The sequence below is a fragment of the Limnospira sp. PMC 1279.21 genome (assembly GCF_032349615.1).
Classification (GTDB): Bacteria; Cyanobacteriota; Cyanobacteriia; order Cyanobacteriales; family Microcoleaceae; genus Limnospira; species Limnospira fusiformis.
The window spans coordinates 1-17,129 of sequence record NZ_JARPLU010000005.1 but is presented as its reverse complement, the minus strand read 5'-3'; the positions used below and the strand labels follow the sequence as shown (position 1 = coordinate 17,129).

Genomic DNA, 17,129 nt, shown 5'->3' with positions numbered 1-17,129 from the left:
AGGATAATTCTCGGTGTCTGACGCACCCTACGGGAACTAGGGTAGCTGGGGGTTAAAAGCGGATTTTGTTTTTCATAAAATGCCCGAAAAGTCCGAAACAAAGGGCAATTTCTGCGACAATGATTTGATCACCAAAATGGTGATGGCGTTGGGGGGAATGATAATGAACTTGGCTGATAGCATTTAAGTCAATAATGCGATCGCTGATGGGAATCATCAACTTATCCCAGTGGCTACCTTCGCCAATTTCTACAGCCCAACTACCCATGACTGAGTAATCAGGTTCAAACAAAAATAAACCGTTTTCGTCTGTTATTCCTTTGGTCTCGGGCAAATTGGAGTCGGCGGGAGGATGCACGACTACATCGGCATTATAAAAGGCTTCTCCGGTACTAAATACGGCCTCGATTTCTAGGGCTTCCCCTTGTAGATGATAGTTGGTGAGGACACTATGGGCTAAGGCATCTCCGGGAAAACCTAGGAGACTAATAAAAATGGCGATCGCTACTACAAACTGTTTAAATTTCATCGGCTTTGGAGAATACTAAAATTGACTAATTGGCACTACTGATATCGGTCGTTTTAGGCGAAAGAGTGGGCTGAGATAAATGTTAAACCCATGCCAATCAAAACGACAAAGAAGGCACTTACAATAGATAACTTCTGCAAAATCATCTGATTTTCTGGGAACTTTTCCAGCCACTGACCAGCATAAACGGCTACTAAGCCTAAACTGACTAGGACTAATGCTAACCCTAAACTAAAACTGCCCACTAGAAATAATCCATAGACGATCTGGTGTAGGGCTACTGCACTTAATAACAGAACAAGTGCTGTAGGGCAAGGAACTAACCCGCCAGCAATCCCTAATTTAATCAGAGATGATACACTACTTGAGGTGTGACTGTGGCTGTGGCTGTGACCGTGGCTGTGACCGTGTCTGTGGCTGTGACTGTGACCGTGGCTGTGACTGTGACTGTGGCTGTGACTGTGGCTGTGGCTGTGGGAATTTAATCTTTTTCTGAGTAGGTCTAAGCCAATGAGACAAATGGCGAATCCACTGAAACCACTCAGTAGGGGATACAATTGTTCTGGTAAGATATATTGGGAAGCAAATAGGGCGATCGCACCTAAGACAAAAACACTGAGGGTATGGGTGGCTGTGGTGGTGACTCCTAGTAAAATGGCTTGTTGTGGGGTTCCCTTACTGCCGATTAAATAGGCACTTACTAGGGTTTTACCATGTCCTGGGGATAGGGCATGAATTGCACCTAGACCAAAGGCAATGGCTACCCCTACCAGAATTGTAGTTAAATTCGGATCGGCTGTAAGCAGATTCACCAAATCGGCGCTATGGTTGAGATGGGCGAAAATTAGATTTGCTCTCATGTTAACAGTGATATGCTATAGGTCTGATTTGACGGTTAGGTTGATATTACACCAGTAGCCAATTATAAGCTGTCGTTGATGGATATGGGGAAAAGTTGCAGGGTGAGTTTTGGTTGATGACTTGTGATTATGATTGATTTGCCCTAATAGTGCGGTTGATTTTTGGGCAGTTTGATAAGTCTCATGGGTGAGGATTTACAGGTGATTAAATAACGGAGATTTACGGGACTATTTTAAGGTTCTGATAGTCACCACCTGGGGAGGTGTAGCATCTGGGGGATAGCGGAAATCTAACCGAACTAAACGGGTTTCTTGTGGCTTCAGCTTGAGAGTTAGTAGGGGTTCAAGAATTTGTCCGCGACGATGCCATAAATGCAGATATTTAGTATTTTCCACAGAGCGATCGTCGTGATATTGTAGGCGGACGGTGCCGCGAAAATAGGGGAAATCCCAGGGAGGCTGTCGGAACATCAACCCGCCTTGGGATAGGTTTTCTTCCTTTTGAGGAGTTTCTAAAGTAATGGTGACTACCTGTTGAGTATCTGTAGGATTAAACAGGGGAGTAGTTAGATCATAATGAACGCCATAATTACCATGGGATTGATAAGCAGTATCAGGATAGCGAACGGCTAATTCGGCGGCTTGAATTTGACGGGTTCCCAAGGTGCCGCTTCGGATGGTACTAATCACATAAGAAATGGCTTTTCCGGCTTCAGGAATAGTTAGGTAGTTAGCGGCTTCATCAACTAAATCGGCTTGCCATTTAGAACCCTTTTGTACTCCAGCGACTCGACTATAAACTAACTGACCAGTAGTTTGTTCGGGTGGAGTTGGTAAGCGATCGCGAGGCTGTGCTAAACTGCCATTATACAGGAGATTTTGCCATTCTTGTAATTCTGGCGATCGCTCCTTACCATCAGGGGAAATCTTGGCATACATTGCCAAACTTGCCACATACAGATGAGAAGGAGTGGGAACAGTGCCACTGGTGGTACAATTGAGGCGCATAAAAGTCGATCGCCCATTGACCGGACGTTCCAAGCCTTTAACCGGAATTGGATGATTTAACAACATCCGCATTTCGCCGGGGGGAATTTCTAACTGAGAGGGAAAATCGGCTAGTCGGGTTCCCCGCATCACCGCATCAACGGCGCGAATACCGGGTCCTGAATAGACATTTCCCAGGGAATTATCAGCCATGGGCGGTTTCTCCTGAAAAGGGGCATCAGGTTCCAACAAATAACTCGCCACCGCCGGAATATGCAGCCTCACAGGCTCGTTATGGGGGTTGTAGACCAAAATACCTATATAGAGGGTTTTGGACTCTGGTGGCGTATGTACGAAGTGATGGGCGAACAATTCAAACTCACCCCCCAGAGGATAATCAAGATGGGCTTCTGGGACAGCCTTACCATGAGGGGGAAATGTGGATAGCAAAATTCCCTCCTGCTTCACCCACTCCGGGCTGTTACTATTAAACATTGGGATATCGTCCAAAGCGCCGGGGAGAGGTCGCACTTCCCCCGGTTGAATGGCGACTGAATGTTCCCTTTGGGCTTTCAGAGCAGCCAATAGGGGGTTTTTAGGGGGCTTCCAGGCTAGTAATTGGGTAGTTACCTGGCTTTTCACCGGAACTACCACGGACACCCGAAACAAGATCCCCGCCAAACCGCCGCCTAAAGCTGCGAGTGCGACAATGCAAATAGAGGTGATGAGATTGAAAACTCGATCCTTCATTGATCCTGAGATTTTAGAGTTCCAAATTGTTAATTGATTATGTCCTATTCACCACAATTCCTCAGCGGGAGCGAAATTCGTCAGAAATTCCTCAATTTCTACGCCGAACGTCAGCATAAAATTATGCCTAGCGCTTCTTTGGTCCCAGAAGATCCTACCGTCCTGCTAACTATCGCGGGAATGCTACAGTTTAAACCCATATTTCTAGGACAGCGACCCCGGGAAGTTAACCGCGCCACTACGTCCCAGAAATGTATCCGCACCAATGATATCGAAAATGTAGGACGCACCGCCCGCCATCATACTTTTTTTGAGATGTTGGGTAATTTTAGCTTTGGAGACTATTTTAAAGAACAAGCGATCGCTTGGGGTTGGGAAATTTCTACCGAGGTATTCGGACTGCCGCCAGAACGTTTAATTGTTAGTGTATTTGAGGAGGACGACGAAGCCTTTGCGATTTGGCGAGATCAAATTGGTATCCCCCCCCACCGCATTCAACGTATGGGTGAAGAAGATAACTTCTGGAAATCTGGACCGACGGGACCCTGTGGCCCCTGTTCGGAGATTTATTATGATTTCCACCCAGAAAAGGGGGATGACCATATCGACTTGGAAGATGATAGCCGATTTATTGAATTTTACAACCTGGTTTTTATGCAATATAACCGGGATGCTGATGGCAACCTGACCCCTTTACAAAATCAGAATATTGACACGGGTATGGGGTTGGAAAGAATGGCGCAAATTCTGCAATGTGTGCCGAACAACTATGAAACTGATCTGATTTTCCCGATTATTAAAACGGCGGCGGATCTGGCGGGTATTGATTACGCTAAAAGTGATGATAAAACTAAGGTTTCCCTCAAGGTGATAGGGGACCATCTGCGGGCGGTGGTTCATCTGATTGCTGATGGAGTGACTGCTTCTAATGTGGGGCGAGGTTATATTCTGCGGCGCTTAATTCGCCGGGTGGTACGTCATGGGCGCTTGATTGGTATCACCGGAGAATTTACTACCAAGGTGGCGGAAACGGCGATTGGTTTATCGGAAGATGTTTACCCGAATACCCGCGAACGGGAAAGGGTGATTAAGGGGGAATTGCAACGGGAAGAATCGCGGTTTTTGGAGACTTTGGAAAGAGGAGAAAAACTGCTGGCTGAATTGTTGGCAAAACAGCCGGATCAAATTTCTGGTCAGGATGCTTTTGTTCTCTATGATACCTATGGATTTCCCCTAGAATTAACTCAGGAAATAGCTGAGGAAAATGGGTTAACTGTTGATGTGGATGGTTTTGAGGCGGAAATGTCTGCCCAAAGAAAGCGATCGCAAGCCGCCCATGAAACTATTGATTTAACTGTTCAGGGTAGTTTGGATAAGTTGGCAGAACAGATCCACCCAACGACATTTTTGGGCTATGATTTCCCGGACTCTGAAGCGACGGTGGAAGCGGTTTTAATTGCTGGTAAATCGGTGACGGAAGCGGTGGCTGGAAGTGAGGTGCAAATTGTGCTTGACCAAACTCCTTTTTATGGGGAGTCTGGGGGACAAATTGGCGATCGCGGTTATTTGACTACTTCTGATGTGATTGTCCGGGTTGATGATGTGAAAAAAGATTCGGATATTTTTATTCACTTTGGTAGGGTGGAAAGGGGAACTTTAACTGCGGGAATTACTGTGAATGCACGCATTGACCGCGCTTGTCGTCGTCGCGCGCAGGCTAATCATACGGCTACCCATTTATTGCAAGCGGCACTAAAATTAATTGTTGATCCGGGTATTTCTCAGGCGGGTTCTTTGGTGGCTTTTGACCGCCTACGATTTGATTTTAACTGTCCTCGTGCTTTGACAACTGAGGAGTTACAACAGGTGGAAAATCAGGTGAATAGTTGGATCGCTGAAGCACACCCAGCCACGGTGACACAAATGGCTTTAGAGGAGGCTAAAAATAAGGGGGCGATCGCTATGTTTGGGGAAAAATATGCGGCGGTGGTGCGGGTGGTTGATTACCCGGGTGTATCTATGGAGTTGTGCGGCGGAACTCATGTTACTAATACGGCGGAAATTGGATTATTTAAGATAGTTTCGGAAACCGGAATTGCGGCGGGTATTCGGCGCATTGAAGCTGTCGCGGGACAGTCGGTTTTGGATTATTTGAATGTCCGAGATGCGGTGGTTAAAGAATTAGGCGATCGCTTGAAAGCTAAACCGGAGGAATTGCCAGAACGCTTCACTAATTTACAAGCGGAATTAAAAACGACTCAGAAACAGTTGGAAGCTGTGAAAGCTGAGTTGGCTATAGCACAATCTGACCAATTATTATCTACTGCTGAAAGGGTGGGAGATTTGCCAATTCTGGTGGCGGAACTTCCCGGAGTTGATGGAGAGTCCCTGAAAACGGCGGCGGAACGTTTACAGCAGAAATTAGGCGAAAGTGCGGTGGTTTTGGGGTCTGTAAGTGATGGTAAGGTTAGCCTAGTGGCGGCTTTTAGTCCGGTGGTAGTTAAGGATAAGAAGTTGCAGGCTGGTAAGTTTATTGGTGCGATCGCTAAATTATGCGGCGGTGGCGGCGGTGGTCGTCCGAATTTAGCCCAAGCTGGCGGACGCGACCCTAGTAAATTACCCGAGGCTTTATCAACAGCAAAATCTCAGCTAATTGACGCATTGAAATAGTTAGTAAATCAGGTGGGTATTTTACCCACCTTTTTTGATACCTAGGCTATAATTATGGCTACAGGTTCAACGAATAATGAATCCAGATAATTAATTAAGTGCCTAGATTTATGTTATAATTGGCTGCTGCCATAATTTACCGATAACGTCAAACTATGAAAATCAATCAACTACAATATTACGATGAAGAATATCAATGGAGGCTGGCACCCATAGATTTATTAGAAAATTGTAACCTACTGGTGGGGGTGTCTGGTGCTGGGAAAACCAGAATCTTAAAATCTATCTATAGTTTAAAAGCCATAGCCAATGGTGCGTCTTTAAATGGCGTTAGCTGGAGTGTTAATTTTTCTACCAAAGATAATCATCAATATCTGTGGTCTGGTAAATTTGAAACCAAAGAAAATTTAACCCTTATTGATAGTGATTCTGAGAAAAAAAACCCGGCTAGAATTCTCGAAGAAACTCTCCAATTAAATGGAGATATCATTGTCAATAGAACGCCAGAAAACATAATTTTTCAGGGTTCAAAAACCCCTAAGTTATCGCCTTTTGAGAGCGTTATAGAATTATTAAAAGAAGAAGATATTATTATTCCAATTAAACAAGAACTAGACAAAATTATAATTACTGATTCAGCACGTGATTTTGATAAAATCTGGAGATTACCAGTCTCTGTATTTAGAAAGCATGAAAATGCCTCTTTGTCAGTTATTAAAGGAAGTGATTTACCTATTTTTATTAAATTGGCTATTGTTTATAGAATACTTCCCCAAGAGTTTGCCAAAATCAAAACAACTTTTATCAGTATCTTTAATAATGTCGAAGATATCAAAGTAGAAACTTTAAAAGATGAGGATATTCCTATGGCATTATCCCCATTATTACAAGAGGCGACGATGGTTAGTATCAAGGAAAAAGGGGTAGACAAATGGATTGATAATATTTCATCAGGAATGTTTAAAACTTTGATGTATATCAGTGAATTATATTTATCTCCTAATGATGGCGTGATTCTGATTGATGAATTTGAGAATAGTTTAGGAGTTAATTGCATTGAACAGGTCACGGAGTTAATTTTAACCGATAGACAATCTCAATTTATTCTGACCAGCCATCACCCTTATATCATTAATAATATCAGTCCTGCTTATTGGAAAATAGTCACTCGTAAAGGGGGTTTAGTCACCGTGAAAAGTGCCAAAGATTTTCATATCCCAGAATCGAGACAAAAGGCTTTTATTGATTTAATTAATGTCCTTAAAGATGACGAACTGGCAAATAATAATAATTATCATCTCATAAGTTCATAAGCCTAATTGATAATTAATTTGGGTCTGGGGGCGGGTTTAGCAATATGGTCGCTGGGAAATTTAATTGACTGTGGAACCCGCCCCTACGGGATAAATGCTAGTTTTTGTGAAATGATTAAAACCCAAATATCTACATAGGTGGATATTCGGTAGATAATTCCTGGGGTGGGGTAGCGGTTAGATGGAGATTTGCGCCAGTTTGAGGATGTTGGAAACTCAGAGAATAAGCGTGTAAATAATATCCACAATCTCCCGGAAATGTGCTATGATTGTTTGAGGTTGGGTCGGGTATGCGTGGCTTTCCGCCAATGGTATAAAGAGGATCTCCCACTAGGGGAAATCCGGCGGCGGCGAGGTGAATGCGAATTTGATGGGGTCTACCTGTCAGAATGGTTACTTGTACGATCATTTTATCGGTGTCTCGCTTAATTACTTGACAGTGACTTTCGGCGGATAATCCGGTTTCTGTCGCGCCGTAAATATACCCGATAATCGGATGGGGAATTTTGCCGATCGCACAATTAATACTAAAATAATCCCTAGGACTACAACCTTCAGCTAAGGCTAAATAAACCTTAGTAATTTGTCGGTGGCGCATTTGTTGGGTTAAATGCGATCGCCCTAAGGTAGACCTCGCCAATAGCACCAGTCCTGATGTTCCCCTACCTAAGCGATGAATTGGTATCGGTGTATCCTGGGGATATTCCCTTTGTAATTGTCGCAGTAGGGTATGTTCCAAAAAACCGCCACCAGGTATCACTGGAAGTCCTGACGGTTTAGCAACTACTAAAATATCTGCATCCTCATAAATTACCTGGAAAGATAGGGGAACATCTGGTTCACTCCACGGGGGTCGATGATAGGCGAGTTGCTGTCCGGCTTGAAGTTCTATTTCTGCTGTCGCTGGCTTTCCATCTAACCAAATCTGCTGCTTATTAATGCGATCGCACCATTCATTTCTACTGGAATGGGTATATCGCTTGCTATAGTAATCCAAGACAGTTAATCCGGCGCTAAGGCGATCGACTTGTTCCCGATAAATCCAACCTGAATTTAACAATTAACTCTCTTCTCAAGACATGAGATTAAATCTATCACCAAATCACCAATTTGTCAACCCATGACCATCACATATCACCTGGGGGAAACTCTCCCTAACAGGTAAATTTCCCCCTCAACATACTAGATGATTACACCAAATTTTATACATGAGATAACCTTCGATTAATTGGTGAATTAAAGTAGACTTTACTGCGGTTTGTTTAGGAGTGTTTTTACCTGCTCTAGTAAAACTGTGGGAATTTGGCAAATACCCCCTTGTTCCAGTACACCCCAAGTCATTTCTAGCCAAGGTTCCCGTTTATGGATTACTTCCTCTATTTCCAAAGAACTATGCAGAACCGTCAGACATTTGAGATTACCGCGATCGCGACAAAATTCATGCCACGGGGCAATTTCTTCTGGCTTAGAACTAATGATTAAATAATGAGTACAGGCTTCTAGTAACGGTACTTTTTCCGTCTGTACTTGACCACCTACATCTACCACAACTAAAGTTTTTTGACGACGTAGATTAAGGATAGCTTGACTATGATGCTGGAAAAAATTATCAGTTATCCCACCTTTATAAGCAAGTTTATAGGCTTCGCGATCGCTTGATTTTGTCATCTCCCCTAACTCCAAAATCCAGTTACCTTCACCATCCCAGTGAGCCCTCTGTAAATATATGTCAGAATACTCAGTTAATAGGGTGCGGAATAGTGCGTGGGACAGGACAGATTTACCGCTGTCAGGTGGTCCTACAATCATCATGGCTGGACACAAACGCGGGGGTAAATTTTCCTGTACATCGATAGATAAAACCTGTCCGACCTGAGTTTGGCGGGAGTGGGTGGCAACTACCACCGCACCTAAGCGCGGATCGTAGCAAGCCACCCAAGCAGCCGGGTGTAGTTCATGAATTAGATAGCCATAAAGCCAGATCGGACCACGCCCGGAAATAACTATACCACCTTTATAGTCAATGTGGGCAGGTAAATTCTGGTCTCTCAAATCTTCCGGGGAGATTAGGCGGTCTTTAGTTACCAATTCAATAGACAGAATCTGATAACTTAACCCTTGTACAGACCGGGATTGACTTAAAGTTAATTTAATCGCTGGTTCAGCAGACTGGGGCATTTTTTTTAACCGACAAATTAAGCTACAAATATTGTAGAGTATTATGGCATAGCAATTGAAGAGGGTACTTCTACAACTAATTAGTATGTTTACTTATCCACCTACTCCCGCGATTTTGCAATGGTTGAGTCAGGGACAGTTTCCTAGTCGGTTACATAGATCAGTCAGAATGTGGTTAATACTCGATCGCCTTTATGGAGGACAATTTAACTGGGTTCAATCTCTATCCCAGCCATTTCGTTATAGCCAATTACGCGATCGTCTATTTTCTCTCAGTCATAGCAAAGGCGAAACTTTATCAGCCCAAGAATTAACCGTAAATTGTTCTGACCCCAAATGTTTATGTCATCAGTCACTTAGTACCATATTAAGCCATAGTAACTTACCTCAAAGTTTGAGTGAATGGGTAACTGAAACATCCCAACGCACAGGCTTATCTGTCGCGGAAATTCAAACTCACCTAGATGACTGTCCTTTTGCTACCGTTCACCGTTCATTACGAGACGATTTAACCCTGTTAGCATCCCAGGGATGGTTAAAGCATAGAAACCGACAAGGCTATTATTCTTTACCTCCCCAACAGTTACCAAAGCCACCTATAGCCCCTCAGTCTAACCGCCACTTTGAGCAACTATCTTCTAGCCAGAAATCGCATCTTATCCATATATTAGAATCCGTGGCTTTTGTACAGCCAGATATTGACATCGCTATTAATACATTGTGGGAGGAATTGACTGAATCACCGCCTAACTCATCTGACTATTTGACCGAGCAAAATCGGCGGATATTTCTGCATTTTGACTATATTCTATCCTCGGAAATTCAAGAAAAAGTCGATGATTGGCAACAACAAATTGAATCCTTATGGTATAATCATGATGGTGGCATAATTCAATTTAAAACCTGGGTGGCAAGGGAAAACCGGGTGGCTTTAGTTACAGTGTATCCTGTGTGTTTACACTATGCTAGACGCGCTAAATATCTAAGTGCTTATGGAGTTGATCCTTGGGGTGAAATTACTTGGCATAATTATCGACTCGATCGCATTATGTCTCCCCAATTGAGGATTTTATCCTGGGATGATCCAGCAGTTCCTCAACTGCTCAAAAAACAGCACGAAACTGGTACACTTCCTAATCCTGGATGGATTGAAGAACAACTAGAGGAAGCCTGGGGGTTTAATTTTTATCTACCTAAAGCTCTATTGATTATGCGCTTTCCTGTAGACTTTGCTAGTAATTATGTGGATGATACTGTGAGACATTCAACTTTTCAAAAAATCCCTTATTCGGAATTATTTAGCTCCGTTGAAACCCAGATTAATAATAGGGAAGAAAGACAACTTATCCAGAAAATTTTGCGGCAACGTTCTCCTGATGATGCCTACTATCAAGCATGGGTGAGGGTCGGTGATATTAACATAGTGATGCGACTGCGAGACTGGCGACCCCAGGGAGAAATAATTGCACCAGTTGTGCTACGTCAACAAATGTGGGAGGAGGTAGAAGCCGAACGTTTGCATTATGGTCAGGACTTCAGCAATTAACAGGCTGATTAAATGTTAATACAGGCATTAACAAATTTATCAAATTTTCGCGAGTAAATATCAAGCCATGGTTTCAATTTCTAGCTGGTCTAAAAAAGAGATAATCATTCATAAACTGCGCCATCATATTCATAGTGCCGCCGCTGAGTTTGCGATTTCTCCCGAAATTGTGGGAGGGATTATTTTAGATGAATTACAACGGCGAGGTTTTAAAGATGATTGGGAAGAAATTATTGCCAGAATTTTCCCTCGGTTAGTTTATTGGGCTAACTGGTCTATTGGGGTGGCTCAATTTAAACCCAAAACGGCGGAATTAGTCTATAGTGAATTATTAGATGATTATCCGAGACCTGTAGCCATTGTGCGATCGCTTCTTGATGATGCTTTATCCTGTCGTTTAGTCGCCGCCTATTGTCGTTATATTATCAATCTCTGGAAGCCAGTATATCCCCAGGCGGAAAATACTAATATTGACCAAAATGGCGCTCGTTTGTTAGGAACCCTGTACTCCCTAGAAGCTACGGGAACTTGGGGAGTAAATGATAATCCCATATTTAATGACCGAGGAGAAGGTATAGTCTCTAGTATGCCGAAAATTAGGCAATTAATTCAGGATTAAAAAAACCCAGATTAATTACTTGGTTTTTCGGGAAAATTTAGCCAATCACTTGCTAAAAATCCCCAAATCTGCTAAACTGGAAATCATACGATAAAATGGGCGCGGTCTGTGACTAAAGATACCGAAGACCAATTAAACCCGTCCCCTGATAGCGGGTGGAACCTGTGGGACTCAAGCTATAACCTCGACTCGGAGACAGCAGAAATCAGCAGGCGAGAAAGACAAAAAGCCCTTGATAGCATAGAGTCTAGCCTACGTCCGGGACAGGATGCGATGGGTAAATGGAAAGGGGGACCCTTGGCGGTTTCGGCGGTTCCTGGTGCGGGAAAATCGACGGGAATGGCCGCGGCGGCAGCTTTAGCGATCGCCCGTCATCAACTCAACCCCCAACGCCAATTAATCGTTGTCACCTTCACCCGCGCCGCCGCCAGTAATATCCGCGCCAAAATTCGCCAACACCTGAACAACCTATCCATTCCCCCCGTCGGCTTCGTGGTGAATACCCTCCACGGACTAGCGCTATACATTGCGACCAGTCACCCGGAATTATCAGGCTTAGACCTAGACAACTTCACCTTAGTAGTTCCCACTTCCAGCCACCGCCTAATCCGCGCCTGTGTGGAACAGTGGATAACCCATAATCCCCGCCTGTACGAAACCCTAATCGAGGGATGTCAATTTGACTCGGAAGAAACCGAAAAATTGCGGCGGCGATCGGTTTTGCGTACCGAAGTTTTACCAGAGTTAGCCTGGAAAGTTATTCAGGAAGCCAAAAGCTCTGGTTTAACTCCCGACCAGTTGCGAAGTTTAGGGCAAAAAATCCCGGACGATTACGAAATCATGAACATAGCGGCTGGGTTATATTATAACTATCAACAACTGTTACAAAAGCAGCCATTTTTGGATTATGAGGAAATGATTTTAGGGGCGTTGCGAGTCTTGGAAAATCCCCCAATCCGTCTCCGTTGGCAACAGCGAGTTTTTGCGGTGTTTGAGGACGAAGCCCAAGACTCGACACCATTGCAAAATAAACTCATAGAAATTTTAGCCCAGGATAGTAGTAATAACTCAGATTTGGATAACTTAAACTTAGTGCGAGTGGGAGACCCAAATCAAGCGATTAACTCAACATTTACCCCCGCCGACCCGGTGTATTTTCGTCAATTTTGTGAAAACTGCGAAGCCTTGGAAAGGTTAGCCACCATGGATAGGGCGGGACGTAGTAATCAGATTATTATTGCAGCGGCTAACTTTGTATTAAAGTGGGTAAATCATAAAGTTTCTCAGCCAAATGAACTTCCGTTTAGAGAACAGGAAATTCGCCCGGTTGACCCGGATGACCCACAAGAAAACGCCAACCCTAATCCCACAGGAAAAGGATTAGAAATATATGAGCCGGAAAATATTTATGATACAGTTAACCTCATTGTTAAGCGAATTATATCCATTTTTCAGCAACACAAGGAGGGAAGTTTTGCAATTTTAGTCCGAGAACATCGCCAAGGAGAATTTATCGCTAATGCACTGCGTCAACCCCAAGAATATGACCTAGAGGTTAACTTTAGTGATTATCCAATTACCATATTTGATGCTTATGAAAGCACTCGTCAGTCTCATATTCCTAGGGAAATGTTGCACTTACTGCAATTTATACACCGTCCCCATTCTCCCGAATATTTGAAGGCTGCTCTCAAAGTATTAAGCGATCGCCATCGTATTCCCAACCAAGATTTTAACATACTAGCAGCACAGCCAGAACAATTTTTATATCCCAGTCCTCTCTCACCTCCTCAGCCAGAAACAGTCAGCCGCTGTCGTCAACTTTGCTGTAACCTAATTAAAGCCCGTGTCGAACTTCCCGCTTATGAATTAATTGCATTTCTCGCCCTCGCTTTACAATACGAAAAAAGCGAACTCGCCAGCGCCGATAAACTCGCCACTAAAATTTCTCAGAAGACCGCAGGAAATCAATCCTTATCGGCAATGTTAACGGCTTTGGATGAAATGGTTAGTTCCGAAAGATTTGAGACCATAGAAGAGGAAGAAAATTCAGATGATAGTATTTTTACCCGTCCCGGTCAGGTAACAATTATCACCATGCACAAAGCCAAAGGACTAGACTGGGATTATGTATTTCTGCCATTTTTACATGAAAAAATTATCCCCGGCAACCTGCGAGTTAATCCCCAAATCAGATTTTTAGGGGATTTTACCCTATCGGAAGTCGCTCGCGCCCAAATTCGCGCTAACCTCCATAATTCCCAGCAATTACCGGATATAACCACGGCTTGGGAACAGGCAAAATACCTAAAAACTGCTGAGGAATATCGCTTACTTTATGTAGCCATGACTAGAGCCAAACGGCTGTTATGGATGTCCGCCGCCCAACGGGCCCCTTCTTATTGGCGCAGACCAGAAAACCAGGATAAACAAAGACCATGTCCGGTTTTAGCTGCCTTAAAAAAAGAATTTCCCCATAGTTTCATATCTAGGAGTTACAATGAAGATAATTAATTAGGTATCCCCTTGTAATTCATCGACTGTAAACAATCAACTCTCAACTATTTCCCATTATGTTGAAGTTTAAACTACCTTTACTGTCACTTTCCCTTTCCGTGGCTACCTGACTGAGTGGTTGTACTCAGGAGACACCTTTTGAATGCACAGATGCGATCGCTTGCGTTACCATTAACCCAGGAGAACCTATAAAAATAGGAGTTCTGCAAACTCTGAGTGGGGGAACTGCTCCCGGTGGTATTGATCAAGTCCGTACCATTGAACTGGTGGTAGAACAACAGGGAGATATATTAAATCATCCCATTCTTCTCAAAGTTAAAGCAGAATTTATCATTGAAATTCCAGTCAATTAATAATTAATAATGGTAGGGGCGGGTTCTGTTGTCAATTCTCCATCCCCACGACTTAATGAATAAACTCGCCCCACCGTGTTGAGAAACCGGGTTTCTTGACCTTTGGGGGCTGTTAGTATAACTCATACTTGAGTAAAGTGCAGGGTAGGGCCCCATTGTATAGGGGTATACGTTGGGAAGTTCTTAATCCAATGCGCTTTGATAGGGCTTTGTTTCCGGTAAAGATAAACGCCGTCCACCCCTTAAAGCGTTGTTTGAGAATATCCCCAAGTTGCTGATATAAGTCTCCCAACTCCTCCACATTTCCTAAACGTTCCCCATAGGGAGGGTTGCAGACAATTAAACCATTATCCCCGGTGGGTTCCACCTCTGATAGGTATGCCTCCCATAAGCTAATATGACTATCTACGCCGCACTTTTTGGCATTATAATTGGCTTGGGCGATCGCTTCTGAATCGCGATCGCATCCCCCGATAGAGATCTTCAAATCTTCCCGACAACTAGCTTGGGCCTCCCGGACCAACTGCTTCCACAGAGACTCATCAAAATCCGACCACTTCATCAAAGCAAATGTTTCACGAAATAGCCCTGGCGCGACGTTGAGGGCTTTTAAAGTCGCTTCTAGGGGGAGAGTACCAGAACCGCACAAAGGGTCTAAAAACGGGCGATCGCCTTGCCATTGTGCTAAGTCCAATAACCCCGCGGCCAGACTTTCTTTAAGGGGTGCTTTTCCCACCGCCGGACGATATCCCCGCCGATGTAGACTAGGACCAGAACTATCTAGGCTGAGGATGCCATGATTACCGTTAATATGCAGATTTATGTGTAGATCAGCATCCAAAATATCCACCGTTGACCGCTGACTAAACTTGTCTCGCTGTTGGTCAACGATCGCATTTTTCACCTGTAAAGCCGTAAAATGGGTATGATTTAACTGTCTATTTTTACCCGTACAGTGAACCGATAAAGTCTGATGGGGTTTAATATATTCTTCCCAGTCTATTTTCTGGACTTCCTTATAAAGGCGATCGCCATTCGGACAGGGAAATTTCGCTATGGGAACCAAAACCCTAAAAATAGTTCTCGACCATAGATTCACCTTATAAAGCAAGTGGCGATCGCCACTAAAACTCACCCCCGCAAAGTCCGGCTTTACCTGTCTCGCGCCCAAACTTTCCAACTCATTAGCCGCCACCGATTCCAACCCATGAGCCACCGTCGCAAAATACTCAGACATTCAACTACCGCTCACAATTTCACCCGAATATTTACTAGGTGCAAATACCAACTCTCACATGGCAGTTTACCATCACAACCACAATTCTATATCCTTTTTACTCAAATCTAAGCAGCCAGACACATATCTGCAATCAAAATTTCATCAGACAAAGCCCATATATGGCACTCTTAATTAAAAGCGGAGATTATGGGAGCGACCATTAAAGCGATCGCCCCATTTCACTCACACACCACATAAGAATGAAGCATATTTAGCAGACATTACTATTCTTTTTTCAGAAAGGACACCGACGACTGGCCGTGTTTCGTCTCGGTGTCCCAACTGGTTCGCTCCTCACACGATTGTAACTCTAGCCAACCCCCATAGTTTTGTCAACACTTTTATCAAAAAAAATTTTGATGAATGCCCAAAACCCTTGCCAAATAGGTAATTTTTATAGTTCCCCACACCGTTAGCAATGGATGTTTGCTTAGACCCATTCAGCAGCGAATAGGGGGGGTCAGTCCCCACCTTCGATAAATTCTGACCCTAAAGCGACCCACCCAGGTTGTCCAACCAATTAAGAATCAGAGGATTAACCACAGTTGGCCGTTCATCGTGGGGACAGTGGCCAGTTTCGGGAATAGAAACAAACTCAACCGATGCACCAGTTGTCGCTAAATCCCGATAAATATCAGCACCCTTAATCGGAGTCCAGGGGTCATTTTCCCCCCAGATTACTAATAAAGGACGCTGTAATTTCGGCAAAAGTTCCGAAGGGCGAGGGCCAGCCGGGGCGGTTAAAATGGAAGCAAAAACCTGTTGTGCGCCCACATCATTAGAGGGTTGATAGAGTAAATCCACCAACTCATCTGTGATTGCGTCTCGGTTTCCGTAGACTTGGCGGAGGGTGTTGCGGATGCGGTGTTTTTGGCGGACTTGGTTAAACACAAACGGCCCAATAGCCGGGGAAGCGACTAGCTTAGTAAATGTTCCCATGACCACCCGTAGGGGAAAATTCAACTCTTCCGGGCGATGATTCAAGCCTCCCGCGCAGTTTAACAGGACTGCCCCCCGGCAAATATCCGGGTAATTTACCGCCATCATTAAACTCAGCAGCGCCCCAATGGAGTTACCGACAAAAACAGCAGGTTCTCCCACTTGTTCACTCCAGAAATCCCGCAGCAATTCTTCCCATAGGTCCAAACTATAATCAACGGCTGGTTTCCCAGAAGCCCCAAAACCCAATAAATCTAAGGCAAAGACCCGATATCCTCCAGCGGCTAAAACGGGGATATTTTGTCGCCAATGACCAATAGAAGCCCCAAACCCATGGACTAAAATCAGGGGTTGGCCTGTTCCCTGGACTGTATAGCGGATTTGGTGACTTTTCCAGGTCCAATCGAGAGGTTCCAAACAACTACGGACAGTAACAGACGGTTGGGTTGCGGTCATATTGTGAACTTTTGTAAACTCTGTACTTCCATCATACAACATAAATAATTAATAATTAATAATTAATAATTAATAATTGTAGGGGCGGGTTCTGCTGTTAATTCTCTCACCCCACCAGGATATTAATAAACCC

At 44.0% G+C, this 17,129-nt stretch carries 12 protein-coding genes; 5 read left to right on the top strand and 7 right to left on the bottom strand.

The window, feature by feature from the left end; genetic code table 11:
• Window positions 1-52: 52 nt before the first annotated feature.
• The 3 genes from P5683_RS01450 to P5683_RS01440 all read right to left on the bottom strand — a co-directional run bounded on the left by P5683_RS01450 (window position 53) and on the right by P5683_RS01440 (window position 3,126).
• The gene (locus tag P5683_RS01450; RefSeq protein WP_006624302.1) at window positions 53-529 is read right to left on the bottom strand and encodes a hypothetical protein; all 477 of its coding nucleotides are present in this window, start codon (window positions 527-529) and stop codon (window positions 53-55) included.
• Window positions 530-582: 53 nt separating this feature from the next.
• Window positions 583-1,389 carry a nickel/cobalt transporter gene (locus tag P5683_RS01445; RefSeq protein WP_006624303.1) on the bottom strand — a complete coding sequence of 269 codons (807 nt, stop codon included), beginning with the start codon at window positions 1,387-1,389 and terminating at the stop codon, window positions 583-585.
• 228 nt (window positions 1,390-1,617) lie between these two features.
• Window positions 1,618-3,126 (bottom strand): DUF3370 domain-containing protein, encoded by a 1,509-nt coding sequence (locus tag P5683_RS01440; RefSeq protein WP_006624304.1) that lies wholly within the window; start codon window positions 3,124-3,126, stop codon window positions 1,618-1,620.
• Window positions 3,127-3,165: 39 nt separating this feature from the next.
• On the opposite strand from P5683_RS01440, the gene alaS reads away from it, so the two are divergent.
• Window positions 3,166-5,796: an alanine--tRNA ligase gene (gene alaS, locus P5683_RS01435; protein WP_315638659.1), complete on the top strand. Its 2,631-nt coding sequence runs from the start codon at window positions 3,166-3,168 to the stop codon at window positions 5,794-5,796.
• Window positions 5,797-5,951: 155 nt separating this feature from the next.
• Window positions 5,952-7,109 (top strand): AAA family ATPase, encoded by a 1,158-nt coding sequence (locus P5683_RS01430; protein WP_315638661.1) that lies wholly within the window; start codon window positions 5,952-5,954, stop codon window positions 7,107-7,109.
• A gap of 130 nt (window positions 7,110-7,239) precedes the next feature.
• Here P5683_RS01430 and P5683_RS01425 read toward each other — a convergent pair whose 3' ends face one another.
• Window positions 7,240-8,169 (bottom strand): RluA family pseudouridine synthase, encoded by a 930-nt coding sequence (locus P5683_RS01425; protein WP_315638663.1) that lies wholly within the window; start codon window positions 8,167-8,169, stop codon window positions 7,240-7,242.
• 188 nt (window positions 8,170-8,357) lie between these two features.
• Window positions 8,358-9,287, bottom strand: a complete 930-nt coding sequence (crn3, locus tag P5683_RS01420; protein WP_006624309.1) for a CRISPR-associated ring nuclease Crn3/Csx3 — start codon at window positions 9,285-9,287, stop codon at window positions 8,358-8,360.
• Between the two features lie 85 nt (window positions 9,288-9,372).
• Here crn3 and P5683_RS01415 point away from each other — a divergent pair, with 85 nt between their 5' ends.
• The 3 genes from P5683_RS01415 to P5683_RS01405 all read left to right on the top strand — a co-directional run bounded on the left by P5683_RS01415 (window position 9,373) and on the right by P5683_RS01405 (window position 13,966).
• Window positions 9,373-10,833 carry a TIGR03985 family CRISPR-associated protein gene (locus P5683_RS01415; RefSeq protein WP_187757728.1) on the top strand — a complete coding sequence of 487 codons (1,461 nt, stop codon included), beginning with the start codon at window positions 9,373-9,375 and terminating at the stop codon, window positions 10,831-10,833.
• A gap of 67 nt (window positions 10,834-10,900) precedes the next feature.
• Window positions 10,901-11,452: a hypothetical protein gene (locus P5683_RS01410; RefSeq protein ID WP_006624311.1), complete on the top strand. Its 552-nt coding sequence runs from the start codon at window positions 10,901-10,903 to the stop codon at window positions 11,450-11,452.
• 108 nt (window positions 11,453-11,560) lie between these two features.
• On the top strand, window positions 11,561-13,966 hold the full coding sequence (locus P5683_RS01405; RefSeq protein WP_006624312.1) for an ATP-dependent helicase: 2,406 nt from the start codon (window positions 11,561-11,563) through the stop codon (window positions 13,964-13,966).
• 468 nt (window positions 13,967-14,434) lie between these two features.
• On the opposite strand, the gene P5683_RS01400 is transcribed toward P5683_RS01405, so the two are convergent.
• Together P5683_RS01400 and P5683_RS01395 are read right to left on the bottom strand one after the other, a co-directional pair.
• Window positions 14,435-15,559: a class I SAM-dependent RNA methyltransferase gene (locus tag P5683_RS01400; protein ID WP_006624313.1), complete on the bottom strand. Its 1,125-nt coding sequence runs from the start codon at window positions 15,557-15,559 to the stop codon at window positions 14,435-14,437.
• A gap of 531 nt (window positions 15,560-16,090) precedes the next feature.
• On the bottom strand, window positions 16,091-16,996 hold the full coding sequence (locus tag P5683_RS01395) for an alpha/beta fold hydrolase (protein ID WP_046321873.1): 906 nt from the start codon (window positions 16,994-16,996) through the stop codon (window positions 16,091-16,093).
• Window positions 16,997-17,129: the final 133 nt, after the last annotated feature.